We start from the raw sequence: 19,301 nt of genomic DNA on the forward strand, positions 1-19,301 counted from the left end.
CGTGCCTGCCATCGCGTGCGCCGCCGCCACGGAATCCACCACGTTCGCCGCCGCGACCTTGCCGTTCAGGTAACTGTGCAGCCCCGGCGAATCCAGCCCAACATAGTCCGTGGCCACGACCGCGTACCCCTCGTCGAGCCAACGGTTGAGGTACTCCGCATCACGCGCCGATCGTGCGTTTATCGACGGCGCACACTCATCCCCCAACCCCACCGTCCCATGCGCCCACGCCAGCACCGGCCAACCGTCCTCGGGTTTCTCCCCCTTGGGCAAGAACACTGCTCCGGTGCTCGTCGCTGGTTGTCCGTGCTGATCCACCGTCGTGTACGCCACCCTGAACTGCTTCGATGCGCTGCTCAACCCCGCTCGTGGGTCCAGGGGCACCTCCGCCAAGACGGTGCCGGGCTCACCACTGGGCGCCACCGCTGGCAGACCACTGCGGTACACCGCTGTTTCGCGCGGAGCCACGTCCCGCATCGGCTCCCCCGCCTTCACCGAGGACATCGGCGTCAGATCCGCCACCGACCCAAATGGTGTGGCCGCCGCCTCCGGCACCAAACCCGTCACCCCGAGGCCAATGGTCAAGCTGACCGCAGCCACCGTCGATAAGCTTCTGCGCATATTTCCACCCTTCTAGATTTTGTGCACGAAATTTTCTTTCTTTGTACCCAAAACCCGGCGCGCGCGAGGTCACTTTGCACAACCCCGCCTCAAACTGCGAATCAAAGTCCGAAAGATGATGAACACTTTGACAGTTTCGTTCACAGTGTGGACCGGCCAGGCCCCTTCAGCCACGTTAAAGATCCAAGCCGGCCTCCAACGCGGCGACGGCGAGGAGGGTGCGGTTGGTTATCCCTGTTTTAACAAAGATGCGTTTGAGGTACGTGCGCACGGTCTCGGGTTCCACGACGAGGGCGGCGGCGATATCGCGATTACTCATGCCACGGGAAAGGAGGCGTATGACCTGGCGTTCACGGTCACTGAGGGGCACACGCAGGAGCGCAGCGCGGGTGGTGTTCTTGTCATGTGCCTGGGACTGCATTGTGTCGAGGACCCGGCGCGCCACTTCGGGGGCTAAGCACGCATTACCCTCAAGAACTGCGTCAATGCCGGCGAGTACATCGCGGGGCGAGCAGTTCTTCAGAAGGAAGCCGGCGGCACCGAGCCGTAGTGCGGGTTCGACGTAGCGTTCCTCGTTGAATGCGGTGAAAACAATTACTTTCGTCTTCTGGGTATCTACCGCGCCGAGGACCCCCAGCCCGTCCAGTTCGGGCATGCGCATGTCCAGGAGCGCAACAGCGGGTTGGCGCAGGTTGATTTGCCGGACGGCCTCCGCACCATCGCTGGCTTCGCCGACCACATGGAGGTGCTCGGTCAGGTCGATGGCGCGGTGGTAGATGGTGCGGAGTTCGGAGTTGTCATCCGCAAGCACAATGGTGTGACGGGTCATGCTTGTACTTGCGTTTCAGGCGTGACGGGAAGGCAGACCTCCGCGCTAAACAAGCCGTCCACGCAGCCCCACCGCGCGCTCCCGCCGAGGGCTTCCGCGCGAGCCGTGAGGTTCATCAATCCTCCGCCCCGGGCTGGATCGACGGCGTTTGTACAGCGCACCACCCATTGCCCGTCACAGTGTTCAAAATGCAGGGCGCATTGCTTGTTAGCGCCATATTGCCTCACATTCCTCACCATCTCCTGCACAATTTGCACGGGTATCTCACCTCCGGGAATTGAACCGTGGACAGTGATGTCTAAACCAGCAGCCCGGTCGGCAGCGATGACCTCGTGGATGGTCAGCGCAGCGGTGGATTCAAGCGAACCACCCGAGCTTTCCCCGCTACCGGTGTAGGCCTCCACGATCTGACCCAGCGCGGTAAAAGCGGCTTCGGCATGCCGGTCAATGCGGGTGAGGCAGTCTTGAATCCCCGCGCTCTGGGCCACCTGTGGTGACATCAGTAACAGCCCTGTTTCGGCCCGGATGATAGACAGGCTGTGGCCTATGCCGTCATGCAGTTCACGGGCGGTATGCTGCGCAAACGCGACTTCGGTTTCGCGGGTATCCAGGTGCCGCTGGTGGCCCTCGGCCTCAGCGATGATCAGGCTGACCAGCACTGCCACCGGTGCAGCGCCCAGTACCCCGACACCGTCGACAGCGATGAGCTCAATTGCGATGACTGCGACCCACAGGGCAGGCAGCCAGCGCCGGATGGCGCGCCAATGTTCAACCGCGATGGGGATGAGGCTCCACGAAAAAGCAATGAAAGGGTCATTGATACTGCCGAGCGACCAGCCCACAACCGTCGCGACAAACACCACCACCGGAACCGCCCGTGGCCACCGTCTTCTCAGCGCAACCGCAACCGCAACACCAACGCACAGCGCAACACTGCCCACGGTGTAACCCCCACGCGGGAGCCAAAGCCAGGTGGTGATGAGGGTGGCCACGGAGGCGTCGATAAGCAATGAAAAGCGATTCATCATTGAGCCAGAAGAGAAAGCAACGAGAAGGAGTTCATCCCTGCATGCAGCAGAAATGACAGAACAATACCACCCTTCCAAGCGATCAGCCCGAAACCAAGCCCTGCAAAAATATGCGGCACCACAAACACCAACTCGGCAGCTGTCAATCCATCGGCGTGCACCAGTCCGAAGATGAGCGATGACGCAGCAATCACCCACACAGGCGACCACCAACGTAGAAACAGTCGCATCAAAAGCGCGCGGAAGAACAACTCCTCCCCCAGAGGGCCGGCAACACCCATCCACAACAGGCTGATCGGCGCCGGAAGACGTGAGAACACATCACCCACTGCGGCATCGTTGCGCAACACATAATCGTCCAACCCCAGGACGCCGTGCAGCACGCTGAAAACCAGACTGCCCACCAGCAGCGCTCCGAAGAAAAGCCCCAAAGCTTTGAGCATTATCGACGGTCCCCGCACCACCTCTCGCACACCCCGCGCATCATGCCTAATCACACCCCAAAACGCCCACACCCCAACGCACGCGATGAACACATTGGCCGGCGCAGCAACGGGTGGTTCAACGCGTAAGAAATAGCCGCGCACACCCCACGCCACATACACAGTGGCAAAAACCCACATCCCCGGCGTAATCCGTGTCGACGCGAAAGCCGGAATCCATTGCGCATTGAGCTTCTTCACCATGGATGTCAGCTAACCGGCCGCCCTCCCGCGTCGGCGTCCCCCGAAAGGGGACAATTTCTAAGTCTGGTACGCGCAGGCGGGGGTCGGGGAGAATGCGGAAACCCGCCAGCCAATCACGGCTGACGGGTTCCACGTGCTGTGGAGCATAGGAGAATCGAACTCCTGACCTCCTCCTTGCAAGGGAGGCGCTCTACCAATTGAGCTAATGCCCCTTTGTTCCGAATTGGTGGGCCTAGCAAGAATCGAACTTGCGACCTCATCGTTATCAGCGATGCGCTCTAACCGACTGAGCTATAGGCCCGCTCGGAACTTCTAGAACATTACCCAGGCGACCCGCACAAACACAAATCGCCTGGTTAGCGTCCTAAACTGCGTGTGTTTTTCGGTTGTTAGCCAGCTGCACGTCAACGCCACCGACAAGTCCGGTGAGGGCGTTGTAGATGTAGGCGGTGAGCGGGGCCAGTAGTGCCACGAACATCACGCCGATGGCGCCGAGGAGAGCGGCGATCGCGAGGACGAACGGGAAGTTAATCGCCGTGTCCCCACCTACGCCGCTGATCAGGGAGTTCATGGAGTCGACGACGCCGAAGGCGTCGACGGCTATGTACAGAATTGTTACCGCGATGAGCCACGCGGCGAAGCCGACGAGCGCCATGCAGATGCTGATTTTGAAGGCGCTCATCGGGTCGACCTGCGTTACGGTCACTTTGCGTGAAGCCATGGGTTACTCCTTAGATTCCGAAGCAGACTCCGCCGGTGCGGACTCGGAAGACGTGGGAGCAGCACCCGCCACGTCCTCGAGGGTCTTTTCGCCCTTGGCTACTGCGGTGGCTTCTTCTTCGCCTTCGTCTTCGACGTTGACGTCGATGGCCAGCAGGTCAACACCGTCGGCAAGATCCACGAGGCGGACGCCCATGGTGGCGCGCGAGGACGGGCGGATCTGGTTGACTTCGGTGCGGATGACGCCGCCGGCGGAGGTGATGGCGAAGATCTGGTCGTCTTCTTCCACGGCCAGGGCGCCGATGAGCTTGCCGCGCTTCGGGGTGTACTTGAAGGTCATGACACCAAGGCCACCGCGGCCTTGCGGGGAGTATTCCTCGATCGGGGTGCGCTTGCCGTAGCCGCCGGAGGTGGCCACGAGGAGGTAGTCGCCGTCCTTAACGGTGGTCATGGCCAGGAGTTGGTCGTCGCCGCGGAAGCGCATGCCCTTCACGCCGGCGGTTGCGCGGCCCATGGGGCGCAGCTGGTCATTGTCCGCGGTGAAGCGGATGGCCTGGCCCTGTTCGGAAACGAGCAGGATGTCGCTGTCTTCGCTGACCAGGGATGCACCGATGAGGGCGTCGCCTTCGTTGAGGTTGATGGCAATGAGGCCGGCGGAGCGCGCGGACTCGTAGTCGGTCAGCCGGGATTTCTTCACACGACCGTCGCGGGTGGCCAGGACCAGGTACGGGGCGTCCTGGTAGGTCTGGATTTGGATGATCTGCGCGATCTTTTCTTCCGGTTGGAATTCCAGCAGGTTGGCCACGTGTTGGCCGCGTGCGGTGCGGCCGGCCTCCGGCAGTTCGTACGCCTTCAACCTGTAAACACGGCCGAAGTTGGTGAAGAAGAGGATCCAGTCGTGGGTGGAGCAGATGAAGAAGTTCTTCACCACGTCGTCCTGCTTCAGCTCAGCGCCGCGCACGCCCTTGCCGCCGCGTTTCTGCGACTTGTAGGCGTCCACCTTGGTGCGCTTGGCGTAGCCAGTGGAGGTGATGGTGACCACGACGTTTTCGCGCGCGATGAGGTCTTCCTCGGTCACATCGCCGGTTGCGGCGACGATTTGGGTGCGGCGTTCATCACCATGCTTATCGACGACCTCCTTCAGCTCCTCCGCCACAATCGCCCGCTGACGCTCCGGCTTGGCCAGGATGTCTTTGTAGTCGGCGATCTCGGCCTCAATGGCGGCGAGGTCATCAACGATCTTCTGGCGTTCCAGGGCTGCCAGGCGGCGCAGCTGCATGGCGAGGATGGCGTCGGCTTGGATCTCGTCAACGTCGAGAAGCTTCATCAGGCCTGCGCGTGCTTCGTCGACCGTTGGGGAACGGCGAATGAGGGCGATGACCTCGTCGAGCATGTCCAGTGCTTTGACCAGGCCGCGCAGGATGTGCGCGCGCTTTTCCGCTTCGTCGAGGCGGAACTGGGTGCGGCGGACGATGACCTCGATTTGGTGGGCCACGTAGTAGCGCAGCATTTGGTCGAGGCGGAGGGTGCGGGGCACGCCGTCCACAAGCGAAAGCATGTTGGCGCTGAAGTTGGATTCCAGCGGCGAGTGCTTGTACAGGTTGTTCAGCACAACGCGCGGCACGGCGTCGCGCTTGAGGGTGATCACGATGCGCATGCCCACGCGGTCCGAGGACTCGTCCTCGATCTTGGAGATGCCGGTGAGCTTGCCCGCGGAGACCTGCTCGGCGATGCCGGAGATGAAGTTATCCGGGTTGACGTTATACGGCAGCTCCGTGATCACGATGACCTGGCGCGTGCCCACTTCCTCGATCTCGCTGACACCACGCATGCGGATGGAGCCGCGGCCGGTGGTGTAGGCATCCTTGATGCCCTGGTCACCGACTATGAGGCCGGCGGTTGGGAAATCCGGCCCCTTGACGCGTTCCATGCACGCATCCAGGGTGGTCTTCTCATCCGCGTCGTGGTTGTCCAGAATCCAGTAGATGGCCTCCGCCAGCTCGCCCAGGTTATGCGGCGGGATGTTGGTGGCCATACCCACGGCGATACCGGAAGAGCCGTTGAGCAGCAGGTTCGGAACACGGGACGGCAGCACGTCCGGCTCCTGCGCCTTGCCGTCATAGTTCGGGGAGAAATCGACGGCGTTCTCACGGATATCGCGCACCATCTCCATGGACAGTGGCGTCATCTTGCACTCCGTGTAACGCATGGCCGCCGGGCCGTCATTACCGCGGGAGCCGAAGTTACCTTGGCCGTCTACCAGCGGGTAGCGCATGACCCACGGCTGGGCGAGGCGCACCAGCGTGTCATAAATAGCGGAGTCACCGTGCGGGTGGAACTGACCCATCGTGTCAGACACCGGGCGCGCGGACTTTACATAAGAACGCTCCGGGCGGTAGCCGGAGTCATACATTGCGTAGATGATGCGGCGGTGCACCGGCTTCATGCCGTCGCGCACGTCAGGTAGTGCGCGGCCGACGATGACGCTCATGGCGTAGTCGATGTAGCTGGTCTGCATCTCCTCATTGATGTCAATGGGGAGGATGCGGTCGCCGGCCTCACCGCCGAAGATATCGTCACTCAAGGTGTTGGCCTTTCGGTTAGAGATAGATCCTCTAGGCAGTTTACGCGCCTTCTGCGCCTTTGGGCCCACGCCATACGGTATCAGAGTGATACCATCGCTCCATGGCTATGACGCTCAGGTTGTCCGCTGAAGAGGATCGCGCCCTCGTTCTACTCGCCAGTGCGTGGGGTTGCAGCAAGCAAGAAGCAGCGAAGCGCGCCATCGCCATTGCCGCCTCCAGATTGCTTGACGACGCCTCCGTGCACTCCCTCGCCCAACACACCATCCCCGGCCGCCCCGCCTTGGCCGCCCGCATCCGCCGGGCGCGGCCGCATGAGGCGGAGTAAAACGCTGAGCCGATGACTCCCCTTAGTCCCGAACAACTGCTCATCATCGCTGATGAGGCCTGCGCGAAGTGGTCCACCGCCGTTCGTAGTTTCTCCGCTATCTGCGCTGCCGCTGCCATCCCCGGCGCACGGATCGAAGGCATCCCCGTCTTCGACTCCCCCACCGCAGCCGCCACTGCTCTTGCCCGCGGCATCGAACGCCTGGAACCGCTCACGGCTTTTAACAAGGAGTTCGCCATTGTCGCCGCGGAAATCTACCTGCGCCGCTAACACCGGCTGGTACACCTGATCACTTTCAGCGGCAATCTCTCCGGGGTAAGATCCCTGGCATGAAGAAGCTCACGTCTACTGCCCTAGCAGCCGCACTGTCCGCGTCCCTCTCCGCATCCCTGCTGGTCGCCCCCACCGCTGTAGCTGCTGAGCAGACCACCAGCAGCTCCACCGACTCCGTACGGAAGAACAAGGACAATGCCGGGGAACTTCCACCGGGAGTGGAGCTGCCGGAACAGCCACCATTTGGCAGCGCCTACACCGGTCTCGCACCACTGTCCCTGTTCCTCGCCTTCGCCGCCACAGCAGGTGTGCTGGTGCTGGTCGCCCAGATCCCGCCGGTAAAGGCAGAGTTGGATCGCCTCAAGGAGCAGTTCCTCCCACCGCAGCAGCCTCAGAACCGCTAAATCCCCAGATCTCCCGGGCCCCACATACCCCCGTGTGGCGTATCCACGATCAGCCTGTTACATTTGTTGCTGTTGTGGTTGCAGTGACTGGTGTGAAATAGCCTAGTGGAACTGTGGCGGAAGAACTGCAACTTAACCTTTCAGTCCCGCTGGCCGAGTTGGTCAGCGGGACTTTCTCGTGCAGCCCCCGGAACTACCCCCGAAGCACCCGACCGAGCCCTGATTGTGTCCTCACGGGCGGGAAGTCCTTAAAGTAAAGATCATGACTGATTTGAACTCACTCCTTGAAGGCCCCGTCCGCGAAAAGGTCGTGGCAAGTCTCGTTGCCCTGGCAGAAAAGACCACGGACAACTTGTCTGGACTCACCGGTATGGCCGTGAAGTCGGCGCTGGCTGCCGCGAAGAAAGCCGACGCAGATGCACTGACAAAGGGCATTCAGCAGGTGCTGCCCAGCATTGTGAAGGAACTCAACCCGCATTGGGCCACCTACAAGGGCGACGCGGGCCAGAACGATTTCGGCGCCTACCTCGCGGCGCATAAGGATGAGGTGACTGACTCAGTACTCAAGATCGGCGATGCGTTTGCAGACAAGGCACCGGCTGCAGTGGGCAAGGTGTACTCCTCCATGCGTGGAAAGATCGCCGGCATTGTGACACCGGCGCTGCCGGAGCTGGGCGAGGTCCTGGAAGAACACGCTCAGGCATAATCGCCACCTAAATAGGCCCATGGCTACCAGGAGCTTGGTAGCCTAAGCCTTTGTAAGACACGGGGTGCCGCACACAGGCGGCTGAGATCACACCCGTTGAACCTGATCGAATTAGTATTCGCGGAGGAATTGTCTGTGACTGACACACGTGTACCTATAACACGCATACCTAACGTTTTAACTATTGCCGGCACGGACCCATCGGGCGGGGCCGGCATCCAAGCTGACCTGAAGGCTTTTTCAGCCGCGGGCGCTTATGGCATGAGCGTCATCACCGCTGTTGTGGCTCAGAACACCCAAGGCGTGCGCTCCATCCGAACGATGGACCCGGACTTCGTCTTTGACCAAGCGGCCGCGGTGTTTGAGGACGTGCACGTTGATGCGGTGAAGATTGGCATGGTGGCCAACGCCGGCATCATCGAAGCGATCACGAAAGCCTTGGACACATACACCGACCGGGCAACCTGCCCGGTGGTTCTTGACCCGGTGATGGTGGCTAAAAGTGGGGATAGTTTGCTCGACGCGGATACGGAAGGCGCATTGCGTGAGCAGCTGGTGCCCCGGTCGACGTTGATTACGCCTAATCTGCCCGAAGCGTCCGTGCTCCTCGGTTTGGAGGGGGAGATGGATGGGGTGGATGAGATGCGGGGGAACGTCGATAAGCTTCTTGCTCTTGGGTGTGACTGGGTGCTGCTCAAAGGTGGCCACCTGGAGGGACACACGAGTGAGCTGAGCACCGACATCTTGGCGGGCCCGGACACGCGCGTTGAACTGACCGCCCCGCGCATTGCTACAACGAATGACCACGGCACGGGCTGCACTTTGTCGGCTGCGGTGGCCGCGCGTTTGCCGCGCATGGACATGGAGCCCGCGGTGCGTGAGGCAAAGGATTACCTCACGGCGGCGCTCAAGCACGCTGACCAGCTCAATGTGGGCCAAGGCCACGGCCCTGTCCACCACTTCCACAATCTTTGGGGGAACAATGCCTAGATTCACAGAAGAATTGCGCGACGCTCACCGCGAAACGTGGGACGCCGCCATCAATCACCGCTTTGTGCAGGAGCTTTTTAGCGGCACGATCCCCAACAACGTCATGGCCGGCTACCTGGTGCAGGACTACCGCTTCCTGGACAGTTTCCTGCAGTTGCTCGGCGCAGCGGTGTCCACGGCGGACGATCTTGCCCCACGCCTGCGCCTGTCCCAGTTCATCGGCGAGGTCGCCGGGGATGAGAACACGTACTTCCTACGTTCTTTTGAGGCGCTGGGCGTAACCGAGGATCTGCGTGCCAACACTCCGGACTCCCCCGCGTGCGTGGGATTCACCGGACTGATGCGGGAGGCCGCGGAGACCCGCTCCTACGCCGCAGCACTTGGTGTGCTCGTGGTAGCGGAATGGCTCTATCTCGACTGGGCCATCAAGGCCCCGGAAAAGCGCCCAGAGAGCTTCGTGCACAACGAGTGGATTGAACTGCACGATTACCCGGAATTCCACGACCTCGTGGCCTTCCTCCGCAGTGAGGTGGACCGCCTGGGCCAGCGCAGCGAGGACGATCGCAAGATCATCAGCGACTATTTTGGCCGTGCCGTGGCACTTGAACTGGACTTTTTCAATAATTCCTACGAGCAACCCCTCGAGGTTTAAGACGATGAATCTTCTGGAGCTACTCAAGCAGGACACCCCCGAGTGGGACGCGTACATTCACCACAAGTTCGTGGAGGACCTCGGCCAGGGCACGCTGCCACTACCGGTCTTCCAGGATTACCTGGTGCAGGACTACCTCTTCCTCGTGCAGTACGCCCGCGCTAACGCGCTGGCCGCCTATAAGGCCCGCACCCTGGGTGAGGTGGAATCAGCCGCACAAGGTCTGTCCGCCACCATCCATGAGACGAATCTGCACCGCCGCCTGACGGAGCGCTGGGGCATCACCAGCGAAGAACTCGACTCCGCGCCGGAGAAGCAGGCCACCGTCGCCTACACCCGCTACGTGCTGGACACCGGCATGGCTGGGGATTTGCTGGAGCTGCAGATCGCCCTGGCCCCCTGCCAGATCGGCTACGCCGAAATTGGCACCTACCTGGAGCCGAAGCTCGCCGCAGACCCGGATCATCCGTACGCCGAGTGGATCCAGGAGTACTCCGGCGACGATTTCCAGAATCAGGCCAAGTACATGACCTCGCTTCTCGACGATCTCTTGGCCACCCCCGCCACTAACATCACGGGCACGAAACGCTACGAGCGCCTCCTGGATATCTTCCGCACCGCCACCCGCCTAGAAGCGGACTTCTGGCAGCAGGCCCTCGACTCGCAGTAGACACCAGCACCGCCCAACCTGTAGAGGCTTGACAGCCTCTACTGAGCCTCTATAGAGCCTCCACGAAGCGATCTAGTCGGTCCGCAACCCGCCCCGGTGTGCGCGCCCAGCGCGTGTGCCCAAGGCCACCGTTGATCTGTTCAACGTGAACAAGATCCGGGTTGAACTTTTCGGCCAGCCACGCGGCGGAGGCCAAAGTGCAGTCCTCATCATCCGTGAACCGGGTGAGCAAGATAGGCACGGTGACCTCTTTCATCCGTGCCTCATAATCCATGTCCTGGCCCCGCAGATGAGCCAACGAATTCCGGTGGCAGAACCGCGTCCACTCCCGTACGTGCACATCTGACTGACGGCCATAACCAGGCAGATCCACCCGCCCCGCTGGCCAGAACCCAAAGACCGTGGACACAGCCGACATGAACAAACTGCCATAGGCCACCCGGCGGCGATCCGCGCCCACAAAGCCTTCCACGTACGGGCTACCGGCACCCACACCCATCATTCCCACCACGTTCAGCTCCTTTGCCTCTGGACGGGCAAGGAACAATGACCCCACCTGGCCGCCCATGGAATGAACCAGAAGCAACGTCGGATAATCCTCCGGCAGATCCAACGCTTCCTTCGCTGCCCGGATAGTTATTGGGTAATCTTGCGACGCAGTGTCATGGTAGCCCCAGCGCGATCGGCGCGTCGCCTTCGCGTTACTCCTCCCCTGTCCACGGAGCTCCCCAATCACCACCGGATAACCCCGATTAGCCAACTCCTGTGCCGTCGGCCGAAAATACCGTGCTCCCATGCCAAAGCCTGGCCAAATAGCCACCAGTGGCTTTGGCTTCTTCCCCACCACACGTTGTGGCGGGAAGACATACACCGGTGACATCGTTCCATCCGGTAGAACAACAGGGGCATCAACGAAGATGTAGTCGTTCGACTGATTGGTTTCGTGCATGTGGATAGTGTGCCAGATCACACACGTCGATAAGGCAAACGGCCGCCCAAGCATCTGCTTGGACGACCGTTGAGCTACCAGCTGGCGTAAAACCGCCTCACTGGGCAGTGCCTAGAACGGCTCACTGAGCAAACTCACCTGCGTTGTCGTGGGAGGAACCATCTTCAGAAGATCCATCACCCTTGATGGAGGTCTTCGCTTCACCGACCTCATTGCTGCACCAGTCAAACAGGACGAAACCTGCGGCAACCAGCGCCAGGATCACACCAGCACCCTGACCCAACTTCTGCACCATCGGATCATTCACAAACCCCTGCAGCTGCCCGTTCGCCTCATTCAGACGACGACCAATCTCACCGAACTGCTCCCCGTACTGCTCATTGACTCGGTCGTGCCTCTCACCAATACGGCCATGCACACCATGATCATCAGAATTCTGCCCGTGACGACGCATCTCCTCTTGCACACGAGCATTAATCTGCTGGTTCAAACCATCCAACTCGCCCTGCAGCTGACCCAGATACGGCTGAATCAACTTCCCACCAGTCTGCGCCAACAACACAACCGGCAACAACCACACAATCGGCGAACGCACAGCATTACCGAAGCAACGCGCCGTAATCGTAATGCTCGATGAACGCGAATCCGATGGCCCGAATGAGCTACCCGAAGTGGACAAACCCGCAAGCTCAGAGGACTTCCTAGGTTCGGAGGAATCAGACGGCTCAGAGGAACCAGAAGACTCTGAGGAAGCAGATGGCTCAGACGATTCTGCCGGTCCACTTCCGGGTGTGTCCGGTACCTCGGTATCGGGTCCCTTCTCATCTACGATTTCAATGTCGGTCTCCTGCGTAACCTCGACCGTGGACGGTGTTGCCGAGGCCTCGGAACTGAAGGGGCCAACCACATTGACTGCCCCCAATGCCAAAGAGACAACAGATGCAGCAGCGATCCATTTACGGGTAGTCGGGCGCACGCCCTGGGTTGATGTAGCCATAATTACTCCTTTTAACTTTTATTTAACTTTTATGCACCACACACGGGAGCCCCATCACGGATATCTATATTCACTGTGCCAAATAGTTACTCGCTTAGCCAACTATTAAGCGAAAAAGGGCCAGATCACTGCACAAAGAAAAAGCGCGCCACGCCCTGCTGTTCACACTCAGATCTCAAAAGGGTTGGTCACTGCTGGTGCCTGCACAATCTCCAGTGACACACATCAAAAAGAATCTTTTTATGAGGTTTGCCACTCCCAATTAATATAGAACTCTAAGGACAAACTAAGCAAGGCTTTCGTTCGATGTGCACGCCGGTGCACATCGTCTGCGCACATACTAAAGCTCCCCGTTAGCTCGTGCCTGATCTCTCAGGCCGGCTAACGGGGAGCACCAGTACGTAGAGCGGGAATGAGCCCGCCTCACTGATCAGTTCCTAGAGCGACTTCTCATTCTTCAGATGATCCACCGCCTTTGATGGAGGTCTTCGCCTCTCCGAGAGGTCTACCACACCAGTCATACAACACCGCACCAGCAGCAACCAACGCCAAAATCACACCAGCAGCCCGACCCAACTTCTGCACCATCGGATCATTCACAAACCCCTGCAACTGACCATTGGCCTCACTCACACGACGAACAACCTCATTAAACTGCGGATTCTCATACCCTGCATGCCCACGCCCAACATCAGGGATGTGACGACCAATCTCACCCTGAATCTGAGCATTCAAACCATCCAACTGACCCTGCAACTGACCCAAATAAGGCTGAATCAACTTCCCACCAGTCTGCGCCAACAACACAACCGGCAACAACCACACAATCGGCGAACGCACAGCATTACCAACACAACGCTCCGCAACACCACCACTCGAAGCAGAACCAGACAGATCAGCAGAACCACCCGGCGTCGTCGTCGACGGAACCGGCGTCGGATCAGACGGTTCCGCCGGATCGGTAGGCTCCATCGGGTCTGCTGGCGTCGTGGGCTCAGCAGGATCAGATGGTTCGCCAGGTTTCGTTGGCTCCGTGGGCTCCGCCGGTTCGGTAGGCTTCGTCGGCTCAGCCGGGTCAGACGGATCACCAGGCTGTCCCGGCTCCGAAGGCTTCGTCGGTTCCGTCGGCTCCGTCGTCGGATCACCAGGCTGTCCCGGCTCCGTCGGTTCCGTCGGTTCCGTCGGTTCCGTCGGTTCCGTCGGCTTCGTCGGTTCGGTAGGCTTCGTCGGCTCAGCCGGGTCAGACGGATCACAATTGCAGTGAGCACCCACCCGGATAATTGCCTTCTTAGGCTCCTTCGTGCGCTCAGTAGTCACCGCAGGATCACCAGACGGCTTACCGTCCACAATCTTCTGAGTCGACGTCACAACCTCAACACCCAGCTCACCCTGCTGATCAACAACCTGCTCACCAACAGCAAGCGAATCATCAAAAACAATCTCCGTCTCAAACGGAACCGGCTTTTCCACCTTCGTCACCACAGAGGTGTCACCAGCCTTCGGACCGTACTCGATGATGCGGTCCTCAGGTTTGAGGCGAGAAACAACTCCTGTCACGGTGGCCTTGCCGTTTACTCCGGTGAAGGTGGCTTCGTAGGTGACTTCGCCGTCGGCGCCCTGCTGGACAACCTTCACTTCACCCGGCGCGAGTTCGGGGTTTGGCCGCAAGACGGTGCTAAATGGAATCGGTTCAGTCCATTTCATGTTTTCCGTTGCCGTTGCTTGCTTGGTGCCTACCTTGATCACCTGGTCAACAGGCTCCTCAATGATTTCCTCAGAGACCTTCGGGTCGCCCGGTTGCGAGTTGACGATCCCACGTTCAATCGTCATCTTCTTCTTACCCGGCTTACCCTCGGTGACAGTTTCGGAGGTGCCGGCAGGCATCTCCGGATCGAACTCAACCTTCACACCGAATGGAACCTCAGTCTCGAAAAACTCAGTGTTTGAGCCCGTGGTCTTCGTACCTACGCGGATGACAGCGTCTTGCTTCTCGGTCACCGTTGTCGTCTGAACGGCAGGGTTGCCGGCGGGTTTGCCGTCGACAAGCTTTTGCGTGCTTGTCACCTTTTCTTCACCGACGACACCTTGCTTATCGACGACCTGCTCACCCGCAGCAAGCTTGTCATCGAACACGATCTTGGTCTCAAACGGAATCTTGCGGGTTGTCTCAGTGACCAGCTCTTGGTCCTTCAGGCGCGGGCCGTGCTCAACAATGCGATCTGTCGGTTCGGTGCGATCCTTAGTCTCTGTGACCGTTGCTTCGCCGTTAATACCGTCGAAGATAGCGGTGTATGTAGCCTCGCCATCCGAGCCTTCCTGGACAACCTTAACTTCACCCGGCGCGAGTTCTGGGTTCTCGCGGATGACCGTCGAGTACGGAATCGGCTCCTTCCATTCCACCTTCTCATTCATCGGTTTGGTGCCAATGATCACAACTTCATCTACCGGGTCCTCCACACGCTTCCACGTGCGGTCCTTATTCAAGGTCTCCTTACCCAGCTTGCCTTCGGTCTTAACCTGGTAGGTGCCCTGGTTCACCGTCGGGTCGTACTTGTATACAACCTTGAACGGAATTTCCCGCTCCAGGACGTCAATGACCGTCACCTTGGCCGTAGTGGTGTCCGCGGAGCCGTCCTCGTAGGTCACCGTGACAGGAATCTCGACTGTGTCGCCGTCCTTCGCATCCTTGGGTGCGGTTGCGGTGATCTTGCCTTCGTCATCAATGGTGACGGTCCAGCCAGCAGGAACGTCGCCAATCTTGAAGGGGTTTTCCTTGGCCAGTTTGGCGTTAGCTGGGTTATCAAAGTGCACCGGCAACGTAGCCGTCTCACCCGGGTACACCGTTTCAGCCTGGTATGTCGGCTCAGCTTCCCAACTATTGCTCAACTTCACCACAGTGGTGACGGGCACCTCCGGGGTCGGCCCATCCGGCGCCGTCACCTTCACAGTGATGGTCTTCTTATCCCCCGGCTTAGAGTTTGCCGGTGGAGTGGCTGTGACAACACCAGTATTCGGGTTAATCGTGTACTTCCAGCCGTCTTCCTCCTTGGTCAGAAGTGGCTGGCCATCAACGGTACCGAAGGAGAATGTGGAACCCTTCGGGGCATCCTTCACCTGGTGGTCCACTGGCTCATTCGGGCCCGTGGTCTCCACCGAGTAGACCGGAACAATATCGCTGCCGAGAACGGTAATGGTGGCCTGCACCGGAACATGCTTCGATTCTCCGAGCTGATAGAAAGTCAGGACCGGGATATTCAAAACGTAGCCCTCTGGCGCCGTACGAGGAATCGTCGTAGTGATTTCACCAGTGTCCTCATCAATCTTGAGGTTCCACGTTCCGCTGTCATCCACGAAAGTGCGCTCATTCTCACCGTCGTCGAAGCTGTAGCGGTAAGGCGGTAGGTCATTCTCGCTTCCACTCAAGCCCGTTTTCGGGATCGTTGGAGTGAGAGTCACGCCCCTGCCAGGCCTATCCATCACTCGGTCATATTCAGGGACCTTAATTTCATGGATGATCTGGAAGCGGACTTCCACCTCATCTGTGGTCTGATCCGGGTAGGTGGCTTTCACCGTCGGAGTGATGATTGTGCCCAACTCAACGTGATCACCGTCCGCCACCGCGGTGACCTTTCCGGTCGGATCAACCGTGACAGTCCAGCCCGCTGGCACGGTGGAGGGATCCACCTCAAACTTCGCCGGGGCAACCGGCTTGCGGCCCTTCATGATGGACTTGGTGCCAATCTGGGCCGTTATCTCCTGGCCAAGCATGCCCTTTGCAAGGGCCGGGCGCACCAAATCGGTGACCTGCGTGTTATTGGGTTCCACCAGCACGAAAAGCTGGATCTCGTCGGTGGAACCGTTTGAGTACTCCACCGTGATCTTCGGCCGTGCAAATGTGTTCGGCTTCGGGTTCTCCGGGGAAGTAACGGTGACGTTGTAGTCCTCGTCCATCTCAACGTCCCAGCCTTCCAGGACGTATTGGTCATCCAGTTCGACTCTGACCTCAAAACCACCGTCAGCCTTGCTCTTTCCCAGTTCCTTGAGCAGGTCCGGAACCTGGGTAAAGGTCACTTTCTGGCGCTCAGGGTTCAGTGGCCCCGTCGGGCTATCCACACCCGAGATGATCTTTTTCTCGTTCTTGTCGTACCTCGGGGTGTGGTCCTCCGTGTCATCCAGCCTGAAGCTCTTCGAATCGATGACATTCGGCTTGTTGTAGCGCGGAAGCAAATTAGAACTGTCAAACGCTTTGCCCTCGCCACCGTTGTTGTTGTTCTTCACCGCAGCCTGAAGCTGCTCCACACTGCGCGGCAACGCCATCACAGAGAAGTTCACATTCTTATTCGCCGCTAGATCCGTTCCACGGTACTTGGGCCAAGTGAAGTAGATATCACCATTGTCGGCCACGCGAAGGAGCTGCTGACCACCAGATGCCGCTGCATTGGAGCTGCCAATGAACTCACCATTGTCGTCATAGGCTTCCACCACCATGCGCGACAGGGAATCGTCTGTTCCACCATTGACCACCGCTGGGACATTGATGTGGCCGACCTTGGTCTCTTCCCCCTCAACAATCACGTGCTTATCAAAGCTTTCCCAATTCACCGTGATGGGATTGCACTCGATATTCTCACTCGGCCACGGGTTCACAACTGCGATAAAAGCAGCGCTGTTTCCCGTTGTAGCTTTCGCGCCGTCAACGTTGTCCTTGAGATATTTTCCCTGCCATGCGTAGCGCACAGGATTATCAGCACCAGCCTGCGCGAACTGCTTGACCTCGTCTTCGCTCAAGTCCGCATTGAGGTTCAGGTTCCTTTGTTGACGGCTCGCGCTGATGTCGATGGACTCATCAGCTTTCGCAGTGACAGGACCCTTATCAAATGGAAGAGTCTGACCGGCAGCCATGGCAGGAACCGTGCCGGCATTTAGGTAGGCGCCGAGTAATCCCGAGTTGGTAAAGCTCCAATCCGCAAACGTACGGTCCTTCGAGTTATCAAAAGCGACACTCAAGCCCCACTGCGTCTTGTCCTGACTATGCTGGTTCGGCTCCGTGCTAAACCACGTAAAACCAGCCTGACTACCGGTGTATTTTCCGTCGCTGGAAGCTTCACACGAACCCGGTGTCAGGTCCGAGGCCTTCTGCGACTCCTTCTCCACCGCACCCTGGCCATCATCACCACGGAGACCGCCAGTGAATTCCGCTGCAGTGGCCTCGGTGTTCAAGGGTCCCTGACCAACAACCGTGAAGGCACCCAATGCCAGCGAAACGACAGTTGTGGCAGCTAAGGCTGAGCGGGTAGCTGTACGTGTGGGCCGTGATGAAGTAGCCACAATGTCTCCTCTGAGATCAACGCATGATGATGGGGGTCTCCACCACCGGTTCATTTTAGTTACTATGCCAAATAACTGGCGATCATGAAAATTGACTGAACAAAAAGCCCCCGTTAGTAGTGTCTGATTTCGCAGTCACACTAGCGGGGAGAAACTTTCTGCGGAAAGAGGCAATCTCGTTTCAGTTGTACTGTCCAAAGCAGTCAGATTCTGCCCATGTCACCGGGAAGGATCTAACTGGTGGTTGACCTTATTGGAGTTCTCACGTTGATACCCAAGGTCAAGTGCAGGGACATCCGGGCCATCATAGGGCGCACTTCTATTAGAGGTCGCAACATAAACGTCATTGAACGTGCGCTGCTGCGAACCATCCAGTCTGAAGATCGCACCAAAATCGTAGGGGGCTTGCGCATCGGTATTCCACGCATCAGTCCATGCGCCAGCCCTTGACTCCTGGTCCGAAAGATCGAAGGAACACGTCCCCGCATCAAGGTCAGTGGCGTTTTGCTGGGACAGTTCCACCACCGCGGTGTTCTTGTCATACCCAATACCGTCGGCGGCGATTGCCTGCGGTACCACAACAGCCGTTGGGCCAACTCCCCCGTCCGCCGCCCCCCGATAAGGCTAGCTCGTGCCTTCCGCCACGAATTTTTCAAAGCGGTCCGCGATGATGCGTGGCTCACGAGCCCAACGGTTATGCCCCAAACCGCCGGAGAGTTCCTCGGCCTTACGCGGTGCCTTGGTCAGGTGGGCAAGAAGATACTCACAGGAGGCAAGGGTGCATTCATCATCATCGGTGAAGCGCGTGAGCAGCACCGGTACGTCGACCTTCTTAATCTCCTCTGCGTAATCAATATCCTGCCCCGCCAGGTTCGCAATGGAGTTAGTCCGATTGAACAAAGACCACTCATACACATGTCGGCCAGACTGGCGGCCGTAGCCGGCGATATCTAATGCGCCACCCGGCCAGAAACCACGAAGCTTGGCCACCTGCCCCATGAGCTGCCCGCCCAACAAAGCGCGAACAAACGCGCGGCCCTGGAAGCCGCGGTAGTAGGGGCTACCCGTGCCCACGCCCATCAAACCCTTCAAGTTGAGCTCCTTGGCCTCCGGGCGGGCAAGGAACATCGAGCCCACCTGGCCACCCATAGAGTGCGTCAACATAAACGTGGGATGATCCCGCAGCAAACCCAGCTCTTTCTTGGCTGCCTCAATCGCCCGCGGGTAGTCCTCCGACGCAAGATTGTGGTAGCCCCACTGGTTGTCCGGCAACGCCTTCGTGGAATTCGTGCCCTGCCCACGCAGCTCCCCAATAGCCACGTAATAGCCACGCGCCGCCAACTCACGCGCCAACGGCCGGTAATAACGCGCCCCCATGCCAAACCCCGGCCACATCATTACCAAAGGCGCCCCATCAGCAGGCTCCTCCGGATCAAAGCAATACACAGTGCTCACCGAATGATCCGGCAGATACGACAAGGTATAACGCTCAGTCACGGACATGGGCAATATTGTGCCAAGAAAAGGCCAACGGGGGG

Annotated in this window: 17 protein-coding genes, 2 tRNA genes, 1 pseudogene and 1 riboswitch; of the genes and pseudogenes, 7 read left to right on the forward strand and 13 right to left on the reverse strand. The window is 59.2% G+C overall.

Annotated elements, in window-relative coordinates; all coding sequences use genetic code 11:
• The 8 genes and pseudogenes from F4V54_RS04080 to gyrA form a co-directional block, all read right to left on the reverse strand.
• Positions 1 to 477, reverse strand: a pseudogene (locus tag F4V54_RS04080) (hypothetical protein); the annotation flags it as partial.
• A gap of 319 nt (positions 478 to 796) precedes the next feature.
• Positions 797 to 1,450, reverse strand: a complete 654-nt coding sequence (locus tag F4V54_RS04085) for a response regulator transcription factor (RefSeq protein ID WP_150386340.1) — start codon at positions 1,448 to 1,450, stop codon at positions 797 to 799.
• Positions 1,447 to 2,478 (reverse strand): sensor histidine kinase, encoded by a 1,032-nt coding sequence (locus F4V54_RS04090; protein WP_150386341.1) that lies wholly within the window; start codon positions 2,476 to 2,478, stop codon positions 1,447 to 1,449. Before F4V54_RS04090 ends, F4V54_RS04085 begins: the two co-directional genes overlap by 4 nt.
• On the reverse strand, positions 2,475 to 3,164 hold the full coding sequence (locus F4V54_RS04095; RefSeq protein WP_150386342.1) for a CPBP family intramembrane glutamic endopeptidase: 690 nt from the start codon (positions 3,162 to 3,164) through the stop codon (positions 2,475 to 2,477). Before F4V54_RS04095 ends, F4V54_RS04090 begins: the two co-directional genes overlap by 4 nt.
• Before the next feature lie 139 nt (positions 3,165 to 3,303).
• A tRNA-Ala gene (locus tag F4V54_RS04100) sits at positions 3,304 to 3,376 on the reverse strand.
• Positions 3,377 to 3,388: 12 nt separating this feature from the next.
• Positions 3,389 to 3,465: transfer RNA gene (locus F4V54_RS04105), tRNA-Ile, on the reverse strand.
• Between the two features lie 63 nt (positions 3,466 to 3,528).
• On the reverse strand, positions 3,529 to 3,885 hold the full coding sequence (locus F4V54_RS04110) for a DUF3566 domain-containing protein (RefSeq protein ID WP_034665008.1): 357 nt from the start codon (positions 3,883 to 3,885) through the stop codon (positions 3,529 to 3,531).
• A 3-nt stretch (positions 3,886 to 3,888) separates the two neighbouring features.
• Complete coding sequence (gene gyrA / locus F4V54_RS04115; RefSeq protein ID WP_376997562.1) at positions 3,889 to 6,402, reverse strand: DNA gyrase subunit A; 2,514 nt, start codon at positions 6,400 to 6,402, stop codon at positions 3,889 to 3,891.
• Between the two features lie 167 nt (positions 6,403 to 6,569).
• On the opposite strand from gyrA, the gene F4V54_RS04120 reads away from it, so the two are divergent.
• The 7 genes from F4V54_RS04120 to tenA all read left to right on the forward strand — a co-directional run bounded on the left by F4V54_RS04120 (position 6,570) and on the right by tenA (position 10,489).
• On the forward strand, positions 6,570 to 6,794 hold the full coding sequence (locus tag F4V54_RS04120) for a CopG family transcriptional regulator (protein WP_150386344.1): 225 nt from the start codon (positions 6,570 to 6,572) through the stop codon (positions 6,792 to 6,794).
• Positions 6,795 to 6,806: 12 nt separating this feature from the next.
• Positions 6,807 to 7,064 (forward strand): TetR family transcriptional regulator, encoded by a 258-nt coding sequence (locus F4V54_RS04125; RefSeq protein WP_150386345.1) that lies wholly within the window; start codon positions 6,807 to 6,809, stop codon positions 7,062 to 7,064.
• A gap of 59 nt (positions 7,065 to 7,123) precedes the next feature.
• On the forward strand, positions 7,124 to 7,471 hold the full coding sequence (locus F4V54_RS04130; protein ID WP_034665018.1) for a hypothetical protein: 348 nt from the start codon (positions 7,124 to 7,126) through the stop codon (positions 7,469 to 7,471).
• A 262-nt stretch (positions 7,472 to 7,733) separates the two neighbouring features.
• The gene (locus F4V54_RS04135) at positions 7,734 to 8,177 is read left to right on the forward strand and encodes a DUF6918 family protein (RefSeq protein ID WP_034665020.1); all 444 of its coding nucleotides are present in this window, start codon (positions 7,734 to 7,736) and stop codon (positions 8,175 to 8,177) included.
• Between the two features lie 50 nt (positions 8,178 to 8,227).
• A riboswitch (TPP riboswitch) is annotated at positions 8,228 to 8,324 on the forward strand.
• Complete coding sequence (gene thiD / locus F4V54_RS04140; protein ID WP_282958574.1) at positions 8,313 to 9,167, forward strand: bifunctional hydroxymethylpyrimidine kinase/phosphomethylpyrimidine kinase; 855 nt, start codon at positions 8,313 to 8,315, stop codon at positions 9,165 to 9,167. (Overlaps the previous riboswitch by 12 nt.)
• Complete coding sequence (locus tag F4V54_RS04145; protein WP_150386346.1) at positions 9,160 to 9,819, forward strand: TenA family protein; 660 nt, start codon at positions 9,160 to 9,162, stop codon at positions 9,817 to 9,819. Before thiD ends, F4V54_RS04145 begins: the two co-directional genes overlap by 8 nt.
• A gap of 4 nt (positions 9,820 to 9,823) precedes the next feature.
• On the forward strand, positions 9,824 to 10,489 hold the full coding sequence (gene tenA, locus F4V54_RS04150; protein WP_150386347.1) for a thiaminase II: 666 nt from the start codon (positions 9,824 to 9,826) through the stop codon (positions 10,487 to 10,489).
• A 49-nt stretch (positions 10,490 to 10,538) separates the two neighbouring features.
• On the opposite strand, the gene F4V54_RS04155 is transcribed toward tenA, so the two are convergent.
• The 5 genes from F4V54_RS04155 to F4V54_RS04175 form a co-directional block, all read right to left on the reverse strand.
• Positions 10,539 to 11,438, reverse strand: coding sequence for an alpha/beta fold hydrolase (locus F4V54_RS04155; protein ID WP_150386348.1), 900 nt, complete (start codon positions 11,436 to 11,438; stop codon positions 10,539 to 10,541).
• 121 nt (positions 11,439 to 11,559) lie between these two features.
• Positions 11,560 to 12,435, reverse strand: coding sequence for a hypothetical protein (locus F4V54_RS04160; protein ID WP_150386349.1), 876 nt, complete (start codon positions 12,433 to 12,435; stop codon positions 11,560 to 11,562).
• A 450-nt stretch (positions 12,436 to 12,885) separates the two neighbouring features.
• Positions 12,886 to 17,763, reverse strand: a complete 4,878-nt coding sequence (locus F4V54_RS04165) for a G5 domain-containing protein (RefSeq protein ID WP_249041226.1) — start codon at positions 17,761 to 17,763, stop codon at positions 12,886 to 12,888.
• Positions 17,764 to 17,982: 219 nt separating this feature from the next.
• On the reverse strand, positions 17,983 to 18,342 hold the full coding sequence (locus tag F4V54_RS04170) for an adhesin domain containing protein (protein ID WP_034665054.1): 360 nt from the start codon (positions 18,340 to 18,342) through the stop codon (positions 17,983 to 17,985).
• Positions 18,343 to 18,387: 45 nt separating this feature from the next.
• Positions 18,388 to 19,266 carry an alpha/beta fold hydrolase gene (locus F4V54_RS04175; RefSeq protein WP_150386351.1) on the reverse strand — a complete coding sequence of 293 codons (879 nt, stop codon included), beginning with the start codon at positions 19,264 to 19,266 and terminating at the stop codon, positions 18,388 to 18,390.
• Positions 19,267 to 19,301 lie beyond the last annotated feature (35 nt).

It is taken from the genome of Corynebacterium tuscaniense, assembly GCF_008693065.1.
Classification (GTDB): Bacteria; Actinomycetota; Actinomycetes; order Mycobacteriales; family Mycobacteriaceae; genus Corynebacterium; species Corynebacterium tuscaniense.

Bases quoted from the DNA above. Each gene is read 5' to 3' on its own strand.
- F4V54_RS04085 (WP_150386340.1), bottom strand. From the start codon at position 1,450: ATGACCCGTCACACCATTGTGCTTGCGGATGACAACTCCGAACTCCGC.
- F4V54_RS04090 (WP_150386341.1), bottom strand. From the start codon at position 2,478: ATGATGAATCGCTTTTCATTGCTTATCGACGCCTCCGTGGCCACCCTC.
- F4V54_RS04095 (WP_150386342.1), bottom strand. From the start codon at position 3,164: ATGGTGAAGAAGCTCAATGCGCAATGGATTCCGGCTTTCGCGTCGACA.
- F4V54_RS04110 (WP_034665008.1), bottom strand. From the start codon at position 3,885: ATGGCTTCACGCAAAGTGACCGTAACGCAGGTCGACCCGATGAGCGCC.
- gyrA (WP_376997562.1), bottom strand. From the start codon at position 6,402: ATGCAGACCAGCTACATCGACTACGCCATGAGCGTCATCGTCGGCCGC.
- F4V54_RS04120 (WP_150386344.1), top strand. From the start codon at position 6,570: ATGGCTATGACGCTCAGGTTGTCCGCTGAAGAGGATCGCGCCCTCGTT.
- F4V54_RS04125 (WP_150386345.1), top strand. From the start codon at position 6,807: ATGACTCCCCTTAGTCCCGAACAACTGCTCATCATCGCTGATGAGGCC.
- F4V54_RS04130 (WP_034665018.1), top strand. From the start codon at position 7,124: ATGAAGAAGCTCACGTCTACTGCCCTAGCAGCCGCACTGTCCGCGTCC.
- F4V54_RS04135 (WP_034665020.1), top strand. From the start codon at position 7,734: ATGACTGATTTGAACTCACTCCTTGAAGGCCCCGTCCGCGAAAAGGTC.
- F4V54_RS04145 (WP_150386346.1), top strand. From the start codon at position 9,160: ATGCCTAGATTCACAGAAGAATTGCGCGACGCTCACCGCGAAACGTGG.
- tenA (WP_150386347.1), top strand. From the start codon at position 9,824: ATGAATCTTCTGGAGCTACTCAAGCAGGACACCCCCGAGTGGGACGCG.
- F4V54_RS04155 (WP_150386348.1), bottom strand. From the start codon at position 11,438: ATGCACGAAACCAATCAGTCGAACGACTACATCTTCGTTGATGCCCCT.
- F4V54_RS04160 (WP_150386349.1), bottom strand. From the start codon at position 12,435: ATGGCTACATCAACCCAGGGCGTGCGCCCGACTACCCGTAAATGGATC.
- F4V54_RS04175 (WP_150386351.1), bottom strand. From the start codon at position 19,266: ATGTCCGTGACTGAGCGTTATACCTTGTCGTATCTGCCGGATCATTCG.